The organism is Dendronalium phyllosphericum CENA369 (assembly GCF_016056275.1).
In the GTDB taxonomy this organism is placed as follows: Bacteria; Cyanobacteriota; Cyanobacteriia; order Cyanobacteriales; family Nostocaceae; genus Dendronalium; species Dendronalium phyllosphericum.
Window position 1 is genome coordinate 50,608 of record NZ_JAECZA010000005.1, and the last position, 21,603, is coordinate 72,210.

21 protein-coding genes are annotated in these 21,603 nt (G+C 40.7%); 11 read left to right on the plus strand and 10 right to left on the minus strand.

Translation table 11 applies throughout. The features are described from left to right. Positions 1-7: 7 nt before the first annotated feature. From I8752_RS02495 to I8752_RS02520, 6 genes are all read right to left on the minus strand, one after another. Positions 8-1,111, minus strand: coding sequence for a glycosyltransferase (locus I8752_RS02495; RefSeq protein WP_214430753.1), 1,104 nt, complete (start codon positions 1,109-1,111; stop codon positions 8-10). Positions 1,112-1,185: 74 nt separating this feature from the next. Further along, a complete protein-coding gene (gene hpsE / locus I8752_RS02500; RefSeq protein WP_214430754.1) occupies positions 1,186-2,139 on the minus strand; it encodes a hormogonium polysaccharide biosynthesis glycosyltransferase HpsE in 954 nt (317 codons plus the stop codon). A 159-nt stretch (positions 2,140-2,298) separates the two neighbouring features. After that, positions 2,299-2,895 (minus strand): CPBP family intramembrane glutamic endopeptidase, encoded by a 597-nt coding sequence (locus tag I8752_RS02505; RefSeq protein ID WP_214430755.1) that lies wholly within the window; start codon positions 2,893-2,895, stop codon positions 2,299-2,301. An 86-nt stretch (positions 2,896-2,981) separates the two neighbouring features. Further along, on the minus strand, positions 2,982-4,049 hold the full coding sequence (locus tag I8752_RS02510) for a DUF3326 domain-containing protein (protein WP_214430756.1): 1,068 nt from the start codon (positions 4,047-4,049) through the stop codon (positions 2,982-2,984). 185 nt (positions 4,050-4,234) lie between these two features. Further along, a complete protein-coding gene (locus I8752_RS02515) occupies positions 4,235-4,411 on the minus strand; it encodes a hypothetical protein (RefSeq protein WP_214430757.1) in 177 nt (58 codons plus the stop codon). 94 nt (positions 4,412-4,505) lie between these two features. Then, positions 4,506-4,826 carry a 2Fe-2S iron-sulfur cluster-binding protein gene (locus I8752_RS02520; protein ID WP_214430758.1) on the minus strand — a complete coding sequence of 107 codons (321 nt, stop codon included), beginning with the start codon at positions 4,824-4,826 and terminating at the stop codon, positions 4,506-4,508. A gap of 477 nt (positions 4,827-5,303) precedes the next feature. Between I8752_RS02520 and acnB the strand changes: the two genes are divergently transcribed. The 4 genes from acnB to I8752_RS02540 all read left to right on the plus strand — a co-directional run bounded on the left by acnB (position 5,304) and on the right by I8752_RS02540 (position 10,708). Continuing rightward, positions 5,304-7,934, plus strand: coding sequence for a bifunctional aconitate hydratase 2/2-methylisocitrate dehydratase (gene acnB / locus I8752_RS02525; protein ID WP_214430759.1), 2,631 nt, complete (start codon positions 5,304-5,306; stop codon positions 7,932-7,934). A gap of 211 nt (positions 7,935-8,145) precedes the next feature. Continuing rightward, positions 8,146-9,240: a DUF262 domain-containing protein gene (locus I8752_RS02530; protein WP_214430760.1), complete on the plus strand. Its 1,095-nt coding sequence runs from the start codon at positions 8,146-8,148 to the stop codon at positions 9,238-9,240. Continuing rightward, complete coding sequence (locus tag I8752_RS02535; RefSeq protein ID WP_214430761.1) at positions 9,237-9,950, plus strand: MAE_28990/MAE_18760 family HEPN-like nuclease; 714 nt, start codon at positions 9,237-9,239, stop codon at positions 9,948-9,950. Before I8752_RS02530 ends, I8752_RS02535 begins: the two co-directional genes overlap by 4 nt. A 338-nt stretch (positions 9,951-10,288) precedes the next feature. After that, positions 10,289-10,708 (plus strand): endonuclease domain-containing protein, encoded by a 420-nt coding sequence (locus I8752_RS02540; RefSeq protein ID WP_214430762.1) that lies wholly within the window; start codon positions 10,289-10,291, stop codon positions 10,706-10,708. Positions 10,709-10,856: 148 nt separating this feature from the next. Here the strand turns inward: I8752_RS02540 and I8752_RS02545 are convergent, their stop codons facing one another. From I8752_RS02545 to I8752_RS02555, 4 genes are all read right to left on the minus strand, one after another. After that, positions 10,857-11,261, minus strand: coding sequence for a PIN domain-containing protein (locus I8752_RS02545; protein ID WP_214430763.1), 405 nt, complete (start codon positions 11,259-11,261; stop codon positions 10,857-10,859). Continuing rightward, positions 11,258-11,458: a type II toxin-antitoxin system VapB family antitoxin gene (locus I8752_RS02550; protein WP_214430764.1), complete on the minus strand. Its 201-nt coding sequence runs from the start codon at positions 11,456-11,458 to the stop codon at positions 11,258-11,260. Before I8752_RS02550 ends, I8752_RS02545 begins: the two co-directional genes overlap by 4 nt. A 136-nt stretch (positions 11,459-11,594) precedes the next feature. Then, positions 11,595-11,720: a hypothetical protein gene (locus tag I8752_RS37915; protein ID WP_263985279.1), complete on the minus strand. Its 126-nt coding sequence runs from the start codon at positions 11,718-11,720 to the stop codon at positions 11,595-11,597. 123 nt (positions 11,721-11,843) lie between these two features. Further along, the gene (locus I8752_RS02555) at positions 11,844-13,250 is read right to left on the minus strand and encodes a response regulator (protein WP_214430765.1); all 1,407 of its coding nucleotides are present in this window, start codon (positions 13,248-13,250) and stop codon (positions 11,844-11,846) included. A gap of 571 nt (positions 13,251-13,821) precedes the next feature. Between I8752_RS02555 and I8752_RS02560 the strand changes: the two genes are divergently transcribed. The 7 genes from I8752_RS02560 to I8752_RS02590 all read left to right on the plus strand — a co-directional run bounded on the left by I8752_RS02560 (position 13,822) and on the right by I8752_RS02590 (position 21,594). Then, a complete protein-coding gene (locus I8752_RS02560) occupies positions 13,822-14,496 on the plus strand; it encodes a vWA domain-containing protein (protein WP_214430799.1) in 675 nt (224 codons plus the stop codon). Between the two features lie 49 nt (positions 14,497-14,545). Then, on the plus strand, positions 14,546-15,328 hold the full coding sequence (locus I8752_RS02565) for a PP2C family serine/threonine-protein phosphatase (protein WP_214430766.1): 783 nt from the start codon (positions 14,546-14,548) through the stop codon (positions 15,326-15,328). A 152-nt stretch (positions 15,329-15,480) separates the two neighbouring features. After that, positions 15,481-17,676: a tetratricopeptide repeat protein gene (locus I8752_RS02570; RefSeq protein ID WP_214430767.1), complete on the plus strand. Its 2,196-nt coding sequence runs from the start codon at positions 15,481-15,483 to the stop codon at positions 17,674-17,676. Positions 17,677-17,750: 74 nt separating this feature from the next. Next, positions 17,751-17,987, plus strand: coding sequence for a hypothetical protein (locus tag I8752_RS02575; RefSeq protein ID WP_214430768.1), 237 nt, complete (start codon positions 17,751-17,753; stop codon positions 17,985-17,987). A gap of 724 nt (positions 17,988-18,711) precedes the next feature. After that, a complete protein-coding gene (gene rfbF, locus I8752_RS02580) occupies positions 18,712-19,485 on the plus strand; it encodes a glucose-1-phosphate cytidylyltransferase (protein ID WP_214430769.1) in 774 nt (257 codons plus the stop codon). 168 nt (positions 19,486-19,653) lie between these two features. Beyond that, on the plus strand, positions 19,654-20,868 hold the full coding sequence (lhgO, locus tag I8752_RS02585; protein WP_214430770.1) for an L-2-hydroxyglutarate oxidase: 1,215 nt from the start codon (positions 19,654-19,656) through the stop codon (positions 20,866-20,868). A gap of 24 nt (positions 20,869-20,892) precedes the next feature. Then, positions 20,893-21,594: an acyltransferase gene (locus I8752_RS02590; protein ID WP_214430771.1), complete on the plus strand. Its 702-nt coding sequence runs from the start codon at positions 20,893-20,895 to the stop codon at positions 21,592-21,594. Positions 21,595-21,603 lie beyond the last annotated feature (9 nt).

Here is a 21,603-nt window from a genome sequence, read left to right on the forward strand (position 1 = left end):
ATTAATATTAAACACCTAAAACAGCGAGATATTGTTGTGCGATCGCTTCTAAAGTAAAATGCTCAAGCCAAACTGGCTCGACATATTTCATCTCACCCGACAAAACTCTCAAAATTGCTTGTGCTATTGCTTCAGGATCGCCAACTGGAACTAATTCGCCATACTTGCCATTATCTAAAATTTCTGCCGGGCCGCTCGGACAATCAGTTGAAATTACCGGAGTTCCCACTGCCATTGCTTCTACTAAAACATTACCAAAACCTTCCCAAGCGGAAGATAAAACAAATAAAGCTGATGCAGCCATATAAGCATAGGGATTATTAATAAATCCAAGTAAAGCAACTTTATCCTTTAAGCCTAATTCTTGAACTAAAGACAATAAATTTTGCTTCTCTCTGCCATTTCCTAAAATCATTAACCGACAGGGTTGTTGGCGCTGCACTTTCTCAAATGCGCGGATTAAAGTAGGAAAATCTTTTTGTGCTATTAATCTACCAACCCCAAGTATGACAGGTGGTTCTCCAGATGCAAACCAAGGGTGGTTGATGGGTTCTTTAGCTTTTTCTAATAAATCTGAAGTAATAACAGGATTGTAAATAGTTTGGATGCGTTCCAAGGGCAAATGCGTGACATTAGCTAAGTCTTGCGCCACCCCTTGAGAAACTGCAACGATCGCATCCGCCCAAGGATAAAATAAGCGTGCGGCGACAGGACTCAAACGCGCTGTCAGTTGGGGTAGATTTTTCGCTTCTACAGAAAGAGTATTATGTTCCGACACCACAACCCGCGTTGAAACTCCAGCTAATTGCTTTGCCAACAAGGCAATTTCGCAGGGATAGTGCAGTGCAGTTAAGAGGGCGATAGGTTGCTGCTGTCGCAAATAACGCACCAGCTTGGGCAAACTCATTGGTAACTTAGGAGACTTCAAATCAACAATTCGCACATGGGGCGATACTAAAGAGGTGTAAGTTGCATCTATCCCAGTTAGTACTAAATCAACGTTGTATTGCTGTTGAACAAAATAGTTTACTAAATTTACCATCAATCGTTCGGCTCCGCCATTGGCAAGGCTGCGAAGGAACACAGCAATTTGAGGTCTTGAGTTTGTCATAGTTACGAGAAGGTAGAAAGATCGTTATTGTTCGTTTTATAACCCAATCCCCAATCCCCAATCCCCAATCCCTTTTACTTCAAAAGTGAAAAAGAACTCATAAAGCGTCCGATTCTACCTTGATATTCACAGGCTTTGCCAATATCTGTAGCAAATTGGTTGCGGTAGCGTAGATAGTAGGAAATCAATTTATAACCATCTGAGATTATATAAAAAGGAGTTAAGAAAACCATGAAAGGACGTTGCCAAGGATAAAGTCGAGTTAGTCGAAAAGTATAGTTTGCTAGTCCGAAACCGCGAGATAGTTTCAGAAGATAATCTCTTTCTAATCGTCTGGCTTCAATGTGGTGATATATTTTCATTTGGGGATTGTGCCAGATTTCCCAATGACTATTTTGAATATGATAGAGTGCTTCAGTATCTTCGCCACATCCGGCTATTTTGCTTTTATTTTCATCTCTACCCTGACGCGACAATTTGGATGGAACGCACTCCAGCCATGCTTGCTTTCTAACTACACATCCAGCGCCCGCCGGAACTTTTCGAGGTTTGGCATCTCGTGCATAACAAAAGGAGCTGTCACCAGGATTATTGACTGCTAAAAGACTATTAATTTGTTTAAAATAGGCAGGAATTGGTGTATCTAATTTAGGATAAATAATGCTCCCATAAGCGCCTATTTTCGGATTTTTATGACCGAAGCTATAAGCCTCAGATACCCAATTTTCTACAGGGAGATTGTCATCGTCTAAAAAACCAATTAAATTGCTTTTGGCACTTTCAATAGCTTGCTGACGGGCTGCTGCTAATCCTTGTATAGGTTCAAATACACATCGTAACTGACAATCTAAACGCCATTTTTGAGCATATTTAGAAATAATTTCTCCTGTGTTATCAGTGCTATTATTATCGACAACTAACACCTCCCATTTGATTCCTTCTAAATCGACTTGTTTGGACAGACATTCGAGAACTTCTGGAATGCGTTTAGCTCCGTTATAAGTACAAATGGCAACGGTAAAGTCCATCTAGACCTCCGTAATGGCTTCGAGATTTGGATTTCTTAGATTATGCTCGATTCAGAGCAATGAAGGGGTAGGGAGCAGGGGGAGCATGGAAGACAAAGAGGGAAAATGGAAAAAGATTTCTTGCCCTTTAACCTTTTCCCTATTACTTCTGCTCCTGTTTTAATTTTTAATTTGCGACAATTTCCACATTTTCCAAAAATAGCTAGAAATCCAATTAGTTGTGATGTGAGCAACAATTGGTACTAACAAGTTGCCACTAATGAGGGTGCTAAATCCCAGTATGAGACCTATAATAGTTGCCCAAATTACATAAGGCCATTGTTGGGAACCGCTGAGGTGCAAGACACCAAAGCAAAGACTCGATACAATGACAGCCACACTATCTAAGCCTAAAGCTGGTAGCATTACACCGCGAAATAATAATTCTTCGCTCAACCCTGGTAGCAACCCCAACCAAATTAAATCTGGCAAAGCTAAAGGACTCAGTACTACTTCCAGGTAATAATCTGCACTTTTCCGGTAGGGAAGACAAAAGCGATAGGCTAAACCACTCAAGGCTGTAATTGTTAACCCCAACGCCAGCCCCAAGAGTAAATCCTTTTGATCCCAGTACCACTTAAACAGCGATACATTACCAAAGTGCAACCACAGCTTGGCAACTATCCACAAGATAATTGCCGTTGCTCCCATTGCTACTAGTACTTGGATGCGTGTGAGGTAGGGAATTTCTGGTTCGTGTTTTTGTTGTTCTACCACGGGTATTTAGGGAGATGAGGGAGCAGGGGAGGCAGGGGAAGAATAACCACTGACTGACCATTGTACAGACGCGATTAATCGCGTCTCTAACAACTGACAACTGACTGCAAAGAGGATAATTTAGGACGGAGAGCAGATGGATTAATACCTGCTTTGTGTGCTACTAACACACCTACTGCTTCTAAATACGAGTTTACCTGTATGGATTCGATCCCCAAGGGTTGGGGAGGAACTTGTATTAAAGTTTTATTTTCCTCCACTGTAATTATTTGGCATTGCTTCTGGCTTAAACTCAGTAAGGCACTACTGCCACAAGCATTTGCAGGTACGATCGCAGTATCTACTCGATCTGCCCAAATATCTTCTTGTAAAGATGTCGTTAGTTCTTTCTCTAATATAAATTGTGGGGCACGACTTAAGCCGACAAGTACGCACGGTAAAAAAGTATAACCTAATTCTTCGGCAGCGGAACGGGGCGATAAATTTGGATCTGGGGGTGCGGTTGCAAGGGCAGGAGAATGGGCGCAAGGAATTTGAAAGGTTCGTACTACTAAATGACTAATTACCGCTTCTGCACCCGCTAGGGGATCTACGCCTTGACCGTAACGGTAGTTTTGCACTGCTTCTTCATCCATATCATCGGGGAAACGAGCCACAACTGCGATCGCTTCTGCCCCCGCTTTTTTAATTAATATCTCAGCTGCCCTAAGCAAACTATCGGGGTTGCCAATTGTTCCCCAACTCGCCCCCGATGGCGCACACCGTAATTCTACATTTAAGGGAGCATCAGTAATCACATAATCTGTTAAAGTTAAGCCTAGTGTTGCCCGCGCTGCGTCGGCTGCTTGCAAATGTCGCAACCGCAATTCTGGCTCAATGCCTTGGTCTAAAAGTAAACCTATTTTGTTGTTGCGAACCGGACGCAAACCCCAGCATCCAGAGGCAAATTTGTCAAGTCCGTAACCTTCAACATAGAAAGCATTGGGAATATTCCAGTACAAACTTGCGCCATTGAGGACATTGGGATGAGTAATGAGGCGATCGCAAACCTGTGCTAAAACTTTAGCAACTGGGAGTGCATCTCCGGCATAACCTCCAATTGCTGCCCCAACGCCAGTAGGAATAATTAAAATAGTAGTGTAAGGTCGATTCATAAAAAGTCTGGTGCTGAGTCGGAATCATTAAGAATGATTTCAGATTGATTCGCTAACTTCAAGTTCTAGGCTGCTAATCCTCTAGCACTTCTAATTATGCAGAACTCAGCACTCAGCACTCAGCACTCAGCGAGAAGTTGCGTGCGGGGGTTCCCCCCGTTGAGCAAACTTCGGTAACTCAGAACTCAGCACTCAGAAGTCACAACGGCTTCTACAACAGCTTTTTGTTGAGTATCGTCTACAGAGGTAATTGCCCAACGTAAGGGTTCTCCTTGTTTTTTCAACTCTGCTTCAATTGCTTTTTGTAACTCTGTAGGAGTTTCTTGCAGGTCAATTTCAGCGGTAATAAAATGAGTAGTCATTACGGTACATCCTTGTGATTTGTAATTTATAGAATAGCTGAATCAAGGATGAAGTAAAAAACTTGAGTTTAATTTAGCTTCATCCTTAAACCTTTCATTTGTCTTTGCCAAATTGCAACTGATAAACTATTTCTTCCTTTTCGGTATCAATTTTCAAATCCGAACGGGGATAAGCAACACAAAGCAATACATAACCTTGTTTTTGCAAATCTGGACTCACACCCATACCATCAGTTTGATCGACAGTTCCCTCAATTACTTGACCGGCGCAAGTTGTACAAACACCTGCATGACAAGAACTCGGTAAATCTAGACCAGCGCTATCAGCTACCGACAAGATAGTTTCGTTTTCAGGAACTTGCAAAGTATGAGTTTTGCCTTGGTGGTTAATTTCTACGGTGTAAATTTTGGACATATAGAAAAAAGGTGTGTGCCAACAGTCAAATGGATTATTTTATCCGATCGATAGATGCAAAAACAAATTTTACAATACAGCATTCAGGAGTCAGGAGGAGGCAGTGCGTTGCGGAGGTTCCCTCCGTTGTAGCAACTGCCGTCCAGAATTCAGAATTTGCCTAAGTACAAGTGGCGTATGAATAAACAGTGAAATACCACACTAAATCTTCGATTTAGTCTTCTTAAATTTAGTGGCAAGTCTAAATCCCACACTAATTAATTCTGACTCCTGAATTCTTCAATTTAAAATAGCTTTATCGGCAAAAGTAGCTTTACAGTGTAATTATAAGTCCTAGCCAGACGAAAAACTTAAAGTTATGAGCTTCACTTCGTTGTTAATTCAACCGTCAAGAGTTATGAAGTTGAATTATCATAAAGCTTCGGAAGTGATTATAAATACTTAACAAATGTTTGGCTAAATATCTTGGAGTGTAGAATGTTAGAATCTTATCGTCAACACGTTGCCCAAAGAGCAGCACTAGGAATTCCTCCTTTACCTTTAGATGCAAAGCAGACATCAGAACTGTGCGAACTATTGAAGAATCCGCCAGCTGGTGAAGAAAGTACATTATTACATTTATTGCGCGATCGCGTTCCTCCTGGTGTTGATGAAGCTGCTTATGTCAAAGCTGGATTTCTCACCGCCATTGCCAAAAAGGAAATCAGCAGTCCCTTGATTTCATCCATAGAAGCAGTAGAATTACTGGGAACAATGGTAGGTGGCTACAACGTCCAAGCTTTAATTGACTTGCTGCAATTACCCACCAAATCTGTATCAGAATCTGCCGATGCACCTTTGGTAATGGGCGGACAAGGAAAAGAACCAATAGCCGCACACGCCGCCACTGCCTTAAGCAAAATTTTGTTGGTGTATGATGCCTTTCACGATGTTTTGGAGTTATCTAAAACTAACCCCTTCGCCAAGCAAGTGATTGACTCTTGGGCAGAAGCTGAGTGGTTTACTACTCGTCCGCAGCTACCAGAATATATTAACGTCACCGTTTTTAAAGTCCCCGGCGAAACCAACACCGATGACTTATCCCCCGCCACCCAAGCCACGACTCGCCCAGACATTCCCTTACATGCGTTGGCAATGCTGGAGTCAAGACAACCGGGAAGCTTAGAAACTATTGCCGAGTTGAAGAAGAAAGGACATCCTGTTGCTTACGTGGGGGATGTAGTTGGTACTGGTTCTTCCCGTAAATCTGCCATCAACTCAGTGTTGTGGCACATGGGAAATGATATTCCCTTTGTACCCAACAAACGCGCTGGAGGGTATATTTTAGGTGGTGCGATCGCGCCTATTTTCTTCAACACTGCTGAAGATGCTGGTGCTTTGCCAATTCAATGCGATGTCACCAAGCTAGAAACAGGGATGGTGATAACCATCTATCCCTACAAAGGTGAAATTACCAACGAAGCAGGCGAAGTCATTTCCACCTTCACTCTCAAACCCGATACCATTCTCGATGAAGTCCGTGCGGGTGGACGCATCCCCCTACTTATCGGGCGTACCCTCACCGATAAAACCCGCCAAGCACTCGGTTTAAAACCTAGCACCGTCTTTATCCGTCCTCAACAACCAAGCGATACAGGCAAAGGCTACACCCTAGCACAGAAGATGGTAGGTAAAGCTTGTGGCTTACCTGGTGTGCGTCCCGGTACATCCTGCGAACCTATTATGACTACAGTTGGTTCCCAGGATACTACAGGCCCCATGACCCGCGACGAGTTGAAAGAACTCGCTTGTCTGGGTTTCAGTGCAGACTTGGTAATGCAAAGTTTCTGTCACACCGCCGCTTATCCCAAGCCAGTTGACATCAAAACTCATCACGAACTCCCAGACTTTTTTGCCCAACGTGGTGGCGTTGCCTTGCGTCCTGGTGATGGTATTATTCATTCTTGGTTGAACCGGATGCTGTTACCCGACACCGTAGGAACAGGCGGTGACTCTCACACTCGCTTTCCCTTGGGCATTTCCTTCCCTGCTGGTTCTGGGTTAGTTGCGTTTGCGGGTGCTTTGGGTGTCATGCCTTTGGATATGCCAGAGTCAGTTTTGGTACGCTTCAAAGGTGAATTACAACCCGGTATTACTTTACGGGATGTCGTGAATGCCATTCCCTACGTGGCAATTCAAAAAGGTTTGCTGACGGTAGAGAAGCAGAATAAAAAAAACGTCTTCTCTGGACGAATTATGGAAATTGAAGGCTTACCCGATTTAAAAGTGGAACAAGCCTTTGAACTTGCTGATGCTACTGCCGAGCGTTCCTGTGCGGGTTCTACCATTAAACTGAGTGTAGAAACAGTTTCTGAATATCTGCGTTCCAACGTAGCGCTGTTGAAGAACTTGATAGCAAGAGGCTATCACGATGCCCGTACCATCCTGCGCCGTGTGGCAAAAATGGAAGAATGGCTAGCAAACCCCGTATTAATGGAAGCAGATACCGATGCGGAGTATGCTGAAATCATTGAAATTGATTTGAACGAAATCAAAGAACCAATTGTTGCTGCTCCCAATGACCCCGATAATGTGAAATTATTATCGTCAGTTGCTAACGACCCAGTGCAAGAAGTATTCGTTGGTTCTTGTATGACAAATATCGGTCATTATCGGGCAACAGCAAAAGTTTTGGAAGGTGCAGGGGAGGTGAAAACTCGCCTGTGGATAGCACCACCAACCCGTATGGACGAACACCAACTCAAAGAAGAAGGTGTGTATAGCATTTTTGGTGCTGCGGGTGCTAGGACAGAAATGCCTGGATGCAGTTTGTGTATGGGAAATCAGGCGCGAGTTGCTGATGGCACAACAGTGTTTTCTACCTCGACACGCAACTTTAACAACCGTATGGGTAAAGATGCACGAGTGTATCTCGGTTCAGCAGAATTAGCAGCGGTTTGTGCATTGTTAGGACGCATTCCTACGGTGCAAGAATATATGGATATTGTGGCGAAGAAGATCGATCCTTTTGCTGATGATTTGTATCGGTATTTGAACTTTGATCGCATCGCTGGTTTTGAGGATGAAGGGCGCGTGATTTCTAAAGAGGATCAAGCGTTGTTAGTGTAGTTTAATTAGGGTGAGTCTTGATGGCTCACCTTTACTGTATAAGTAACATTTTATTTACGGCATTTCAAATGAGTTATGAACTTTATTACATGATAAAATTTATACTTAAAACACTGTAATTTAATCTAGGAGTAATAATATGAATACATTTTAACTTGGTGTAGTAGAAACATTTCTATCTGTAAACATAAATAAAAGTAAATTATCAACTATGAGTTCTCAATTAGAAATTACAGATGAACGTAAAGAAAACGCTGAAGCAGAAATTCGTGACAAAACAAAGCGTGTTGACTACAACACCTTAGAATATCCCATAGAAGTGATTGTTCAAAAATACTTAGATGGAAAAGATGAAGACGAAAATGAATTATTTATTCCAGACTATCAACGAGAAATGGCTTGGGATGAAGATAGACAATCAAAATTCATCGAATCTGTAATGTTAGGTTTACCAATCCCCTCTATTTTTGTTGCTGATATATCAGGTTCAGACGATTTAGCACGTTTAGAAATTATAGATGGAACCCAACGTATTCGGACTTTAGCTAATTTTATTAACAATGAGCTAAAATTACAAAATCTTAAGAAATTGGAGAATCTGAATGGGTTTACTTTTCGAGATTTACCGTTACCACGTCAAAGACGTTTTAATAGAACCACGATGAGAATGATTCAATTAACAGAAGAAGCAGATGAAGAAATTAGAAGGGATCTTTTTGAGAGAATCAATAGTGGTAGTGTTGAATTGAATGAAATGGAGAAACGAAGGGGATCTCAACCAGGAAAGTTTCTCGATTTAATTGAGGAATTGTCAAAAGAACAACAATTTCGTGCTTTATGCTCTTTTACTGAAATTCAAATAAATAAGAGAGATCCACAGGAATTTATTCTACGCTTTTTTGCATTTTTAAATAATTATAGAAACTACCCTGGTAAAAGTAATATTCATAAGTTTTTAGATGATTATTTAAAACAAGAAAATGAATCAAAAACATTAGATATTAATGTGTATAAAGATGAATTTTCTTCAATGCTGCATTTTGTTACAAAATATTTTCCAGATGCTTTGCATACTTACGTAAAGAGCAAGAATCGCTACGAACCTACAACTAGAATTAAGTTTGAATCTATTACAGTGGGAGTTGCTCTAGCATTAAGAAAATATCCGACATTAATACTAAAATCTACCAGTTTTTTAGATTCTGAGGAATTTAAAAAATTAACAAAATCTGATGCAAGTAGTTCGCAAAATAAAGTTATTAATCGTATTGAGTATGTTCGCGATCAGCTTTTAGGTAATTCATGAGAAGTATATTATTTCAAAATTTTGATGAACTCGCTCAAGAAGTTAGTAAATACTTTTTATTTTTGAAAAACCTAGAGCAAGGTTCAATTCTGTTAAGTATGGGTAATGCTAACAATATTAAAACTAAACCAATAAACAATGATTTAGAAAAAACTCTTAAAGCAACAGGATATTTGTTACTCTACAACCTAGTTGAAGCTACAATGCGTAATGCTATTGAAACAATTTTTGATGAATTAATAACTCAAAGAGTTTCTTTTGATGAAGTGAGAGAAGAAATAAGAAAAATTATTATTAATCATGTTAGAGATAAAGATATACAATCCACAGATGCTCTTTTACTAGGTCTCCAAAATATTTCAGTTGATATTATATCAGTTACCTTTGATGCTCTTGTTAAGAAAGAGAATAAGAAAAGACTATTTTCAGGTAATGTAGATGCACGAGAAATAAGAAATACAGCAAAACTTTATGGATTTTCATCACAAACTAATAATATCAGAACTAGAGATGGCAGTGATTTATTAACAATTAAAACGAATAGAAACGATTTAGCACATGGTTTTAAGTCATTTGAGGAAGTTGGCAGAAACGCTACTGCTGATGAGTTATTGAAAATTCAAAAAAGTGTTAGATACTATTTAAGAGAAATATTAGAGAATATAGAGACGTATTTATCTAACAAAGAATATTTAAAGGTTGTTCTTTAAATATTCTTTGTTAGATAAATAAAAATGGTTATTTAGAAACTTTTATGTTAGTCCTCCATAAAAGTTCTAGTTGAATAAAATGTATAATCTAAAATTACTAAATCAACAAAAACTATAAGTAAATTTTATAATTAACTTGATGTTAAAAGTATAAGTTATTTTGAATACCAATTTAAATTTGCATCGTACTTCCCAAAGTTACATACAAACTTAACCCCACAACCCCCTTCCCTACTAGGGAAGGGGGAGAAATCTGACTCCCCTCTCCGCGTCGGAGAGGGGTTGGGGGAGAGGTCAGCCATAATGTATGAATCAACACAAGCCTTTATGCTTTACACATGAGCAATCCAACATCACAGCAACCCTCGCCACGGGAAGAGAAGGGAAATCGCAACATTGTTATTGGACAAAAAGTAAATCCAGTTAAACTACAACGTGCAAAAGAACTTCGTCGCCAAATGACACCAGAAGAAAAAATACTTTGGCAACATCTTCGTGCTAATCGCTTGCATGGTTTACACTTTCGTCGTCAGCAAATCATTGATGGGTTTATTGCAGATTTCTACTGTCACGCGGCTAGATTAGTGATAGAAGTGGATGGAAAAATTCATGAACAACAAGCTGAATATGATGTAGAAAGAGGCAAAGTTTTGACAGGATGCGGACTGCGTTTGTTACGGATTAAAAATGAAGAAGTAAGACAGGAACTTGATAAGGTTTTGATACTTATTTCTCAGGCTTGTTGTAAAGAAACCTAACCCCCCAACCCCCTTCCCTACGAGGGAAGGGGGAGAAATTTAGCTCCCCTCTCCGACGCGGAGAGGGGCTGGGGGAGAGGTCAATCCATGCGGATCGCCCTTACCATTCCTTAAGTGCAAAGTGCTGGCTCCTCAGCACTTTCTATAACTAGCATTGAACTAACTTTATCGGAATATACTGACTAAAATTCTCAAAATGTTTGTCTGTGGTTAGGATTTTATAATTTCTCCGAACGGCTGCGGCACAAATTAGTAAATCAGTGTTTGTACTTAGAATGCTCTGGCGATCGCAAGCATAATAAAACTCAGAAGCAAGTTCGTAGTCTTCGATATCTAACTCAAGATTCGGAAATGCATGGAGATAATTTTTCAGTATATTATATTGAGCTGTATGACGAATTCCCGAAAGTATTTCTTGTCTAATAGCACCCAGCAAAACAACTCGACCATCTGTAATTAAATCTCGAAACAATACAACATGGGATGAATGCTCAACTTTGGAATTGTGTCTGAGAGCTAAAAACCAAACTGATGTATCAACAATGACTTTCACATTCTTTGGCGCTGTTCTTTAAAGTCATAATTATCATCGTATTCAATTGTGCCGAATAGCTCTAAAATTTTCAACTGCTTTCGACGCTGCACATACTCTCGTAGTGCCTCTTCAATAACGGCACGTTTAGAAGTCTGACCACCAAGTTCCAGGGCTTCTTGAATTAAGTTTTCGACAACTTTGAGATTAGTATTCATAAAAATATTTTCTCATACAATGTGCATAGCGAACGATATGTGCTGACTCATCGCTCTACGTTTATGCCCAAGATACATTTACAGTATGGGAATATTACCTGATTAATTTGAAAACAGTAAAATAACGAGATCGGACTTAAGTTTGTACGCTAAAATTATCCGGTTCGACTCCCCAATCGATCCAGCTAATAGCTTCTCTTGCCGATGTCATTTCAGGTGGAACTCGTAAGATATGGATAAAGCCTGTACTCTGACAAGTCATTTTTAATACAACAATTGGTTCAAGTTCGATATCGTTATCTATTTTTCATAGAATATATTCTTGCCAAGAATCTAATTCAACTGCTTGTAATTCACGGGTGACTCGATCGGAACCAATACTTTATCAAGTCAAATACATAAAGACTATTTTTAATAATTCTGCCCGCGTAAAAGGTTTAGTCAAATACCCAGATGCCCCAACTAATCTAGCTTTTACTTTATCTACAATGCCTTTCTGACTTGTGACAAAAATAATAGGAGTTTTCTGAAATATTGAGTTATTTCGTATCAGCCGACATAATTCATAGCCATCAATTCCTGCCATATTTAGGTCTAGTAAAATTAAGTCAGGTTTGTGTCTAATAATCGACATCACCGCTTTTAATGGGTCATCAATAGCAACCACAGAAAAACTTTCACTTTCTAAAAAACGGCTAATTTCTTTGAGAATTGTGGGGCTATCATCAACAGAAACAATTTTATAGACTTGTTTGGCAGGTACGGTAGCAGCCGTTACTCTTTCAAGAGGAAGATTTATGTTATTTGATATTGTTAATTCCTGAATATTGTCTTTTAGAGGAGTAGAAATTTTTGCTAACTCCCGAACATTAGCTATATTTTCTATAGGAATATTTGTAAAATCTGGGGCAGCATTATTATCTTTTTCTAACACTACTGTGTCAACTAATTCTCTATCAAGTAATGCTGTTGTATATCTAGGAGATGATGACAATTGAGCTAAATTCTTTGGTAATTTATCAAAGGGGGGGTCTGGTTGGTGCAATATAATCCCGCCTTGAATGATGTAAGGGTATAAATTTTTAGCCAGTTGGATTTCATCTTGATTCATGATCGCAGCAAGATGGCGCAAGCTGAAACCCTTCATCCAACTAGTTAAGTTTGGCTGGATGTCTGGAAAATTTTTGCTGTGTATCTCATTGCTAATCAACAGGTACGGACGCTGATAGGGAGAAGAAATGTGAGGCGATAATGACTGCCAACGCTGTATTTGCATTTGACAGTGAACTATCAGTTTTTCTACATCTAGCCTGCAAATTTTTGCTACTGTCTGCTGCGAATTGCTTAATGAAAAAATACCTGTTTTGATTAATAGAAATGATTCCATCACTTCTTTAACCAATTCCTGAATCAGGACTGTGGCTTGTGTAGTATCTAAATGTCCTTCATTAATCAGCCAGTGAATAGCTTGATACTCAGAAGGTTGACTTATTTCAGCAGTGCGATTTTCTGTAAACTGATTTTGTGAGTCGATTTCAAACATCAAGCGTAATTGGACGCGAGTTTCACTAGTCAGCCGAGGAATTTTATCGCTAAGGCGACGCAGATGGCGTTCGAGTCGATCGAAGGGTTCTACTGAATGGGTCGCATAAGTTATTGTCCCCTGCTCTAAGTAAATAGACCAGGTAACTGAGTTGCTCAAAACTTGCAAACAAGTAGTTTCAGAACAACTAGATAACTGGCCTAACAAACTCTGGGGACGTAGTACCGTGAATGTACCAAAATTATTCATGTTTTGAAGTTATTTTGAGAAATGTTACAGAAGGTAAGTATGACAATGCAGTATCTTATTAGTTGTAATTTTTATCCTCAAAAAAAATATTTTTCTTTTGAAGAATATGTACATATATTAAAAAGTTCGTTGCGTGTAGAGCGATCGCGCGCTATGGATATTCTTTTTCGACTCAAGTTCTTAAAGCCAGGCCCTGAGACTTTTCATCCTGAGATGGTTGATTTCAATTAATTTGTTTTATATAAACAATAAACTTTCTACATAAAATCTTTAACATTATGCATACGTAAATCTGCCTATCATTTATTTATGTTCTGTGTACTCTATATATATAGGTTAGTAGATTTACTCATGTAAACGATGCTAACTCCAGGTAAATACTGTTTCAGCTAAATTATGGTCAAGAATTGCTTCAATATTGTAAAAAAATCGCTAAGAAAAATCTCTTTAATAAAGATTCCAACAGCTACGACCAAACATCTACCTTTAGGCTCGTAAGCTCCGGAAACTAAACTATATACTTTGAAAAAAGGAAAATAAAGCTTTGGACTATAACATAACACAAGAAGTTATGCACGATACCTTAAGACTTGATGAAGTAGTAGAGTTTGCTGAAAACCCAGAACCGCGTTGTCCTTGTGTATTGTTGCTAGACACATCTGGCTCGATGCAAGGAGAAGCGATAGAAGCTTTAAATCAAGGCTTACTGACCTTAAAAGATGAATTAGTGAAAAATTCCTTAGCTTCCAGACGGGTAGAGGTGGCGATCGTCACGTTTGATAGTCATGTGAACGTAGTGCAAGACTTTGTGACTGCCGATCAATTCAATCCGCCCATCCTGACAGCCCAGGGATTAACGACTATGGGTATGGGAATTCATAAAGCTTTAGATATGATTCAAGAGCGCAAATCCCTGTATCGTGCCAACGGCATAGCTTACTACCGCCCTTGGGTATTCATGATTACTGATGGAGAGCCGCAGGGCGAACTAGAGCAGGTAGTAGAACAAGCGGCACAGCGCTTACAAGGAGATGAAGCTAATAAACGCGTAGCTTTTTTCTCCGTGGGTGTGGAAAATGCTAATATGGGGCGTTTAAATCAAATAGCTGTGCGTACACCTCTCAAACTCAAAGGACTAAACTTTATTGAAATGTTTGTTTGGTTATCGGCTAGTATGTCAGCGGTTTCCCATTCGCAAGTAGACGAACAGGTAGCACTACCACCGATAGGCTGGGGATCTATTTAAATGCGATCGCGGCCTCATACTCACACAGCTAGCTGACAGAACATAATCTATGAACACATCAAAACAGATTTCTCATTGGCGGGTAGTCGCCGCATCTGTCTGTGGCACAAGCCACATCAAAAACAAGCAGCTGTGTCAGGATGCCCACCACTGGCAGGTATTGCCGGGTAATGTGTTAGTGACCGCCGCCGCCGATGGAGCGGGTTCCGCCAGTCAGGGAAAAATCGGAGCGATGGTAGCTGTGGAAGCAGCGATCGAAAACTTAGCAATTCAAGAAATTACCACAGACTCCCTTAGCGATGATGCGATCGTTCAATCGCTGTTACATGAAGCTTTGTTAGCAGCCAAAAAAGCAGTGGAAGATGAGGCGGCGGCTTGTAGCAAACAGCCTCAAGATTTAGCAACTACCTTAATTATTACGATCGCTACACCAGACATGGCAGCAGCGGCCCAAATTGGTGATGGTTTGGCAGTGGTAAAGGATCGTCAAGGTAACTTAATTGCACTGACTATACCTAACAATGGCGAATACATCAACGAAACAACTTTTTTGACTTCACTGGATGCCATCGATACAGCCCAAATGAGATTGTGGCGCGAAGCAATAGTTAATGTTGCTGCCCTCACTGATGGTCTGCAAATGCTGGCTTTAAATATGGTTGTTGGCGAACCTCACAAACCGTTCTTTTTTCCTTTATTCGATTTTGTCAAGAACACCGAAGACAGGACAATCGCAAAAGAGCAGTTGGTGAAGTTTTTAAATTCGGAACGGATTACGCAACGTACCGATGACGATTTGACGCTAATTATTGCTGCCTTCAACAACACATAAACCTTTAGGAGTACTGATTGCTGAGTGCTGAGTGCTGAGTAACAATAGCTCCTCTGATGCCACTGATATTGAATCCTCATACCACTCAGCAATTTTTTGGGGATTCTGCAAATCTAGTCTCTTAAATAACTCCCGTTAACTGTAACTTTATCATGCAGGTACTTCGTTGTCTTCCTAAAGAACTTATCAACCTCAGCGTCAGTCTAGGGCGTGGCGGTGAAGCTTGTATCTATGCTGTGCCGTCTGATGGTGACTTAGTAGCCAAGGTTTATCACAAGCCAACAGTAGCTCACGCTAACAAACTCCAAGCGATGCTAGCTAACCCACCGGAAAACCCCACAGCTAACTTAGGGCATATTTCCATCGCTTGGCCAGAGGATTTATTACTAGCACCAGTCAACGACACTGACGATGACAAAATCAAGGGCGATCGCATCATTGGCTTTTTAATGCCACGGATTCGCGGGATGCGTCCGATCATCGACTTTTACAACCCTAGAACTCGTCGCGAACACTGTCCTTTATTCAATTATCAGTACCTACTGCGAACTGCGCGTAATTTAGCAGCAGCATTTGCCGCTTTGCACAACAGTGGATATTGCGTTGGCGATGTGAATGAATCCAATATCCTCGTCAGCGACACAGCATTAGTCACCTTGGTAGACACCGACTCCTTCCAAGTGCGCGACCCAGAAGGCAATGTGGTTTACCGTTGTCCAGTAGGTAAACCAGAGTTTACCCCACCAGAACTACAGAATAAGATTTTTGCTCAACACGATCGCCAAGTCAGCCATGACTTATTTGGCTTGGCAGTGTTGATATTTCAACTCTTAATGGAAGGCACTCATCCCTTCTCTGGCATCTTCCAAGGTAATTCCGAACCACCCCCCTACGAAGCGCGCATTGCCGCTGGACATTTTACTTACAGTCAAAAGCGGCAAGTTCCCTATCTGCCTACACCCATTGCACCCGCTTGGGACATTCTGCATCCCAAATTACAAGAACTATTTCTCCGTTGTTTTGAGGATGGTCACAACGACCCACAATTACGCCCCAATGCCCAAAATTGGTTATCAGCAGTAGCTGAAGCCGAAGATAGCCTGATTACCTGTACCGTCAATCCCCAGCATCGCTACAACAATCACCTACATAACTGTCCTTGGTGCGATCGCGCTTTGCGCTTAGGCGGACGCGATCCGTTCCCATCACATCGAGCAATAGAAAATAAAGAACATCTCAAACCGAGAATCCAACCAAAGCGGCGTTACACCCAAGTTCCTGGTTTACCACAGCCAGTAACACCATTACACCAATTTAATTATTGGCAGCAAACAAACACCGCAACCTATTCTCCCCGCAAACGTTCCCGCAAGACAAAGTTTTATCCTGTAATTTTTGGCTTGCTGGGTTTTGGGATGTTGGGATATCTGGACGTAATGATTAAATTTACGCGTCCATTTGTATCCCAAAATGCATACAGCCAACAATCGTTGATGACTCGTTCCAAAACTAACAATCCTACTCTCAGCTTTACCGATTACTACAAGCAAGGTCATGCTGCTTACCGAACGCGAGACTACGAGCAAGCAGTGGCAAATTTTAGCCAAGCGATCAAACAGCAACCTACCTATGCTAGAGCTTTTGTCAACCGAGGTAATGCTCGCTACAATCTCAAAGACTACGAAGGTGCGCTTGGAGACTATAACCAAGCCATACACATCAATCCCAGTGAAGTCAAGGGTTTTGTGAATCGAGGTAACGCTCGTTACATGCTTGCTGAATACAGCAACGACCCCGATCGCGAGTACAGACAAGCGATCGCCGATTACAATCATGCTCTACAACTCAACGTTAGAGAAGTCGAAGCTTATCTCAGAAGGGGTGTTGTTCGTTCGCAAATGGCTAAATACAGCGGTGTAGCTATAGAAGATTTCAAACAAGCAATTGCGGATTTTACAGAAGCGATCGCCCTCAATCCATCCAAAGCAGAAGCTTATTTTCAGCGCGGCTCTGTGCGCTATCAAATGGCTCAATATAGTGGCGATTACAGTCAAGAATATCAAAAAGCCCTTGCTGACTTCGACCAAGCATTACTAATTAATGACAAACTAGCGAAAGTTTATCTCAAACGTGGTATGGTTCGCTACGAACTTGCACAATATATTAGTAGCGAATCAGACCAAAATCATCAGCAAGCCATTCAAGATTTAAACACAGCTGCTAAATTGGCAATGGAACAAGAAGATACAGAAAATTACCAACAAGCACTTAGCAGTCTTTGCGTCATAGAAGAAGACAAATGTAATAATTTATTCCAAGGTTCTAGTATGTTGAATAATTTCAAATAACACTAAGCTCGACTTTATCCATTTTCATAGAAAGCGACGCATATGCTAAAACCTTTATATATAGCTGGGGACTGGTGACTGGTGAGACAGCGCTCTTGGTAGGGTTTCCCTCCGAAGCCACTTGTGTGGGCGGGTTTCCCACGCCACTTGCCACAACGGGGGGAACCCCCGCAAGACAGTGGCTCGACTTGAGCAAAGTGGCATCAGGCGACTGCGTTAGCGCTAGCGGTAGCGACGCAGGAGCGTCACCCTTCGGTGACTGGGTGAAAAGTCTTTTTGTGTCTAGGTTCGCTCGTCTGTTGATGTCCTAACAGTACTGGCGACGGCTATAATTTAGGTTTTGACTTTTTCGATTTCATCAAAACTAACCATATAGGAAAAAGTTTTTGCCACAAAGCTAGAATTTTTGCCAAATAACAAAAGTTACGTTCTTTTATTTGGATAAAGTCGAGCTTAGTCATTTGCTCACACGGCGCTGGTATCTACAATTATCAGCATATGCCTTGTGAGTTTTTTTACGATACTCCCACCTTTTCAAATATCCTCTTGATACATCTTTACGTCTGTATTTGTATCATTTTTTAAGTGAAACAGTACGAGAAATCAATAAATAAATACTCCATTGTAATTGTTGACTGATGACTGTCAACACCTTTTAGCCAGATAATTAGTTTATTGGAGTTACTTTAACTCAAAGTTAGTAAATTTTGCCACAATTTATTACTAGTATTATTTTTGTAGCTAACTCCTAAATTCCTGCATAGCAAGGGTTATAGAAGCTAAATATAATTAGTTATTAGGTATTATTTTGACTTATTTGAACTTAGGCAATTTTTGTTTCATAGATATTCATAAACCTTTTACACATCAAAGATTTTTATTTACCTGCTCTTTACATTATGGTGATAGATTTTAGTTAAATTATGTACGGAGAAAAACAACATCCAAGAAAAATTTTTCTCTTTACCAAGTGCATTTTCCTCATCTCGAAAATTTCCAAATAATAATTTCCTTGCAAATCTCCGAGGTAATTGAATGAAAGCGGTGATTTTGGCTGGAGGGCTTGGTACGCGCCTCAGTGAAGAAACTAGTATCAGACCCAAGCCGATGGTAGAAATTGGTGGTAAACCAATTCTCTGGCACATAATGAAAACCTACTCTGCCCACGGTATTAATGATTTCATCATCTGTTGCGGCTATAAAGGTTACATCATTAAAGAGTATTTTGCTAACTACTTCTTACACATGTCAGATGTCACATTTGATATGCGCTTTAACCAGATGAATGTGCATTCTGGATATGCAGAACCTTGGCGTGTCACCTTAGTAAACACGGGCGACCACACAATGACAGGCGGACGCTTAAAGCGAGTTTGCGAGCATATTGGTAATGATACTTTTTGCTTTACCTATGGTGATGGGGTGAGTGATATCAATATCACAGAGCTAATTAACTTTCATAAAGAACAAAGAAGCTTGGCGACTCTCACAGCCGTTCAACCAGCAGGACGTTTTGGCGCAATTTCCCTAGGACAAGAACAAACTAAAATCAGCAGCTTTCGGGAAAAACCCGAAGGTGATGGAGCTTGGATTAATGGTGGTTATTTTGTCTTAGAACCGGAAGTAATCAACTTAATTGCTGATGATTTTACAGTTTGGGAAAAAGAACCATTAGAAAAGCTAGCCGATATGGAGCAGCTATCTGCTTTCAAGCATCATGGCTTTTGGCAACCAATGGATACCTTAAGAGATAAAAACTATCTAGAAGACCTGTGGAAGAACGGTCAGGCTCCTTGGCAGGTGTGGTAATAAGTTATGAGTTATAAAAGTGGTAAGTAATGAGTTATAACTTGAATTTAACTTCTAACTTCTAAATCTTGTACGCGATTAATCGCGTCTCTTAAATATTGTACAGACGCGATTAATCACGTCTATACTCCTAACTTTTGTGTCGTCGTTTCGAGTGCAATAATACCAATGTATGATTTTGCTATTGTCGGTGGGGGAATAGTTGGTCTGTCTACAGGGATGGCTTTAGGTAAACGCTATCCCAGTGCCAGAATTTTAGTATTAGAAAAAGAGAATAACTGGGCATTCCACCAAACCGGCAATAATAGTGGGGTGATTCACTCTGGCATTTACTATAAGCCAGGGAGTTTCAAAGCGAAATTCTGTCGTGACGGTAGTCGCTCAATGGTAGAGTTCTGCCAAGAGTATGGGATTGAGCATGAAATCTGCGGTAAGGTAATTGTTGCAACCGACAAACAACAGCTACCGCGCCTAGAAAACCTCTACAAACGCGGTTTAGAAAATGGCATAGAAGTCCAAAAAATTAGCTCAGAAGAAGTTAAAGAAATTGAACCTCATGTTAGTTGTGTAGGTGGAATTAAAGTATTTTCAACTGGTATTGTTAATTACAAGCAAGTTTGTTTAAAATACGCGGAATTAATTCAACAGCAGGGGGGAGATTTACGCCTGAATACAAAAGTCCTGAAAATCTCCCCCAGTGGAAACAATCAGGTACTAGAAACCAACAAAGGCAACTTTGAAACACGCTTTGTCATCAATTGTGCCGGATTGCACAGCGATCGCGTTGCTAAATTAGGTGGGGTTGAACCAAGTGCGAAAATCGTCCCCTTCCGGGGAGAATATTACGAACTCACCCCAGAAAAACGCTATCTGGTTAAAACTCTCATTTACCCAGTTCCCAATCCCGATTTTCCTTTCTTGGGTGTCCACTTCACTCGGATGATCGATGGCAGCGTTCACGCCGGGCCAAATGCAGTCCTCAGCCTCAAACGCGAAGGTTACACCAAAACCGACTTTGACTTGAAAGATTTTGCCGAAGTCATCACCTACCCCGGTTTTTGGAAACTGGCAGCCAAACATGCTGACGAAGGCATTCAAGAAATCATTCGTTCCTTTAGTAAAGCCGCCTTTACTAGAAGTTTGCAACAACTAATTCCCGAAGTCCAAGCCGAGGATTTAGTCCCCACCCATGCGGGAGTCCGCGCCCAAGCTTTGATGAACGATGGTTCTCTAGTGGACGACTTTTTAATCGTTCCCGGTGAAAATTCCATCCATGTTTGCAATGCGCCTTCTCCAGCTGCCACTTCTTCTCTGGAGATTGGGAAAGCGATCGTTGCACAAATTCCGCAACTTTCACATCTTGAGACAGTAGTAACTGCATAGCATAGTTACTTATAGACATAGACAATGAATAGCTTGGCAAGCAATGGGAGTTTGAACCCAGCGATCGCTCCTGCCAAATTGGCACGCCTAAAAGAGGTTTTATTAACTATACTATTAGGAAATCTGCCGACAATTGCTTTAGGAGTCCACTTGCGAAAGCTATTGTATTCTCAGATTTTTGGTCAATTTGGCAGATTTATTTGCATCGAAACCAATGTGAAATTTTATGGTACTTCTAATATCCGGCTAGGAGATAAAGTCAAAATTTGCAGTGGCGTTCGGCTTAACAGCCTCGGCGCAGAAAACAATCGGATTACTCTTGGCTCTGAAGTAACTTTGGAACGCGGCGTTGATATTGGTACGCTACAAAATTCTTTTATCGAAATTGGTGAAAAAACATACATCGGTTTGTATACCTGCATTACTGGTTATGGCAACATCAAAATCGGTAAAAACTGTCTAATCGCAGCCCATTCTGGCATCTATGGTAACAGCCATATTTTTGCAGATCCATCGCAGACAATTGGCGACCAAGGAGTTACCAGAAAAGGAATAGTCATAGAGGACGACTGTTGGTTAGGTCATGGAGTCACAGTCATAGATGGTGTCACTATCGGTCGTGGCAGTGTCATCGGAGCTGGAGCAGTTGTCAATAGAGATATTCCTCCTTACTCAATAGCAGTCGGCATACCTGCTAAGGTAATTGCTCAAAGAAATCGCATTTAACTAAGTCAG

Excerpts from the sequence above, each read along its gene's own strand:
- I8752_RS02560 (WP_214430799.1), top strand. The coding sequence starts at position 13,822 with ATGCACGATACCTTAAGACTTGATGAAGTAGTAGAGTTTGCTGAAAAC.
- I8752_RS37915 (WP_263985279.1), bottom strand. The coding sequence starts at position 11,720 with ATGACTTGTCAGAGTACAGGCTTTATCCATATCTTACGAGTTCCACCT.
- lhgO (WP_214430770.1), top strand. The coding sequence starts at position 19,654 with ATGTATGATTTTGCTATTGTCGGTGGGGGAATAGTTGGTCTGTCTACA.
- I8752_RS02555 (WP_214430765.1), bottom strand. The coding sequence starts at position 13,250 with ATGAATAATTTTGGTACATTCACGGTACTACGTCCCCAGAGTTTGTTA.
- I8752_RS02520 (WP_214430758.1), bottom strand. The coding sequence starts at position 4,826 with ATGTCCAAAATTTACACCGTAGAAATTAACCACCAAGGCAAAACTCAT.
- I8752_RS02590 (WP_214430771.1), top strand. The coding sequence starts at position 20,893 with ATGAATAGCTTGGCAAGCAATGGGAGTTTGAACCCAGCGATCGCTCCT.
- I8752_RS02495 (WP_214430753.1), bottom strand. The coding sequence starts at position 1,111 with ATGACAAACTCAAGACCTCAAATTGCTGTGTTCCTTCGCAGCCTTGCC.
- I8752_RS02535 (WP_214430761.1), top strand. The coding sequence starts at position 9,237 with ATGAGAAGTATATTATTTCAAAATTTTGATGAACTCGCTCAAGAAGTT.
- I8752_RS02540 (WP_214430762.1), top strand. The coding sequence starts at position 10,289 with ATGAGCAATCCAACATCACAGCAACCCTCGCCACGGGAAGAGAAGGGA.
- I8752_RS02565 (WP_214430766.1), top strand. The coding sequence starts at position 14,546 with ATGAACACATCAAAACAGATTTCTCATTGGCGGGTAGTCGCCGCATCT.
- rfbF (WP_214430769.1), top strand. The coding sequence starts at position 18,712 with ATGAAAGCGGTGATTTTGGCTGGAGGGCTTGGTACGCGCCTCAGTGAA.
- acnB (WP_214430759.1), top strand. The coding sequence starts at position 5,304 with ATGTTAGAATCTTATCGTCAACACGTTGCCCAAAGAGCAGCACTAGGA.
- I8752_RS02510 (WP_214430756.1), bottom strand. The coding sequence starts at position 4,049 with ATGAATCGACCTTACACTACTATTTTAATTATTCCTACTGGCGTTGGG.
- I8752_RS02530 (WP_214430760.1), top strand. The coding sequence starts at position 8,146 with ATGAGTTCTCAATTAGAAATTACAGATGAACGTAAAGAAAACGCTGAA.
- hpsE (WP_214430754.1), bottom strand. The coding sequence starts at position 2,139 with ATGGACTTTACCGTTGCCATTTGTACTTATAACGGAGCTAAACGCATT.
- I8752_RS02570 (WP_214430767.1), top strand. The coding sequence starts at position 15,481 with ATGCAGGTACTTCGTTGTCTTCCTAAAGAACTTATCAACCTCAGCGTC.
- I8752_RS02550 (WP_214430764.1), bottom strand. The coding sequence starts at position 11,458 with ATGAATACTAATCTCAAAGTTGTCGAAAACTTAATTCAAGAAGCCCTG.
- I8752_RS02515 (WP_214430757.1), bottom strand. The coding sequence starts at position 4,411 with ATGACTACTCATTTTATTACCGCTGAAATTGACCTGCAAGAAACTCCT.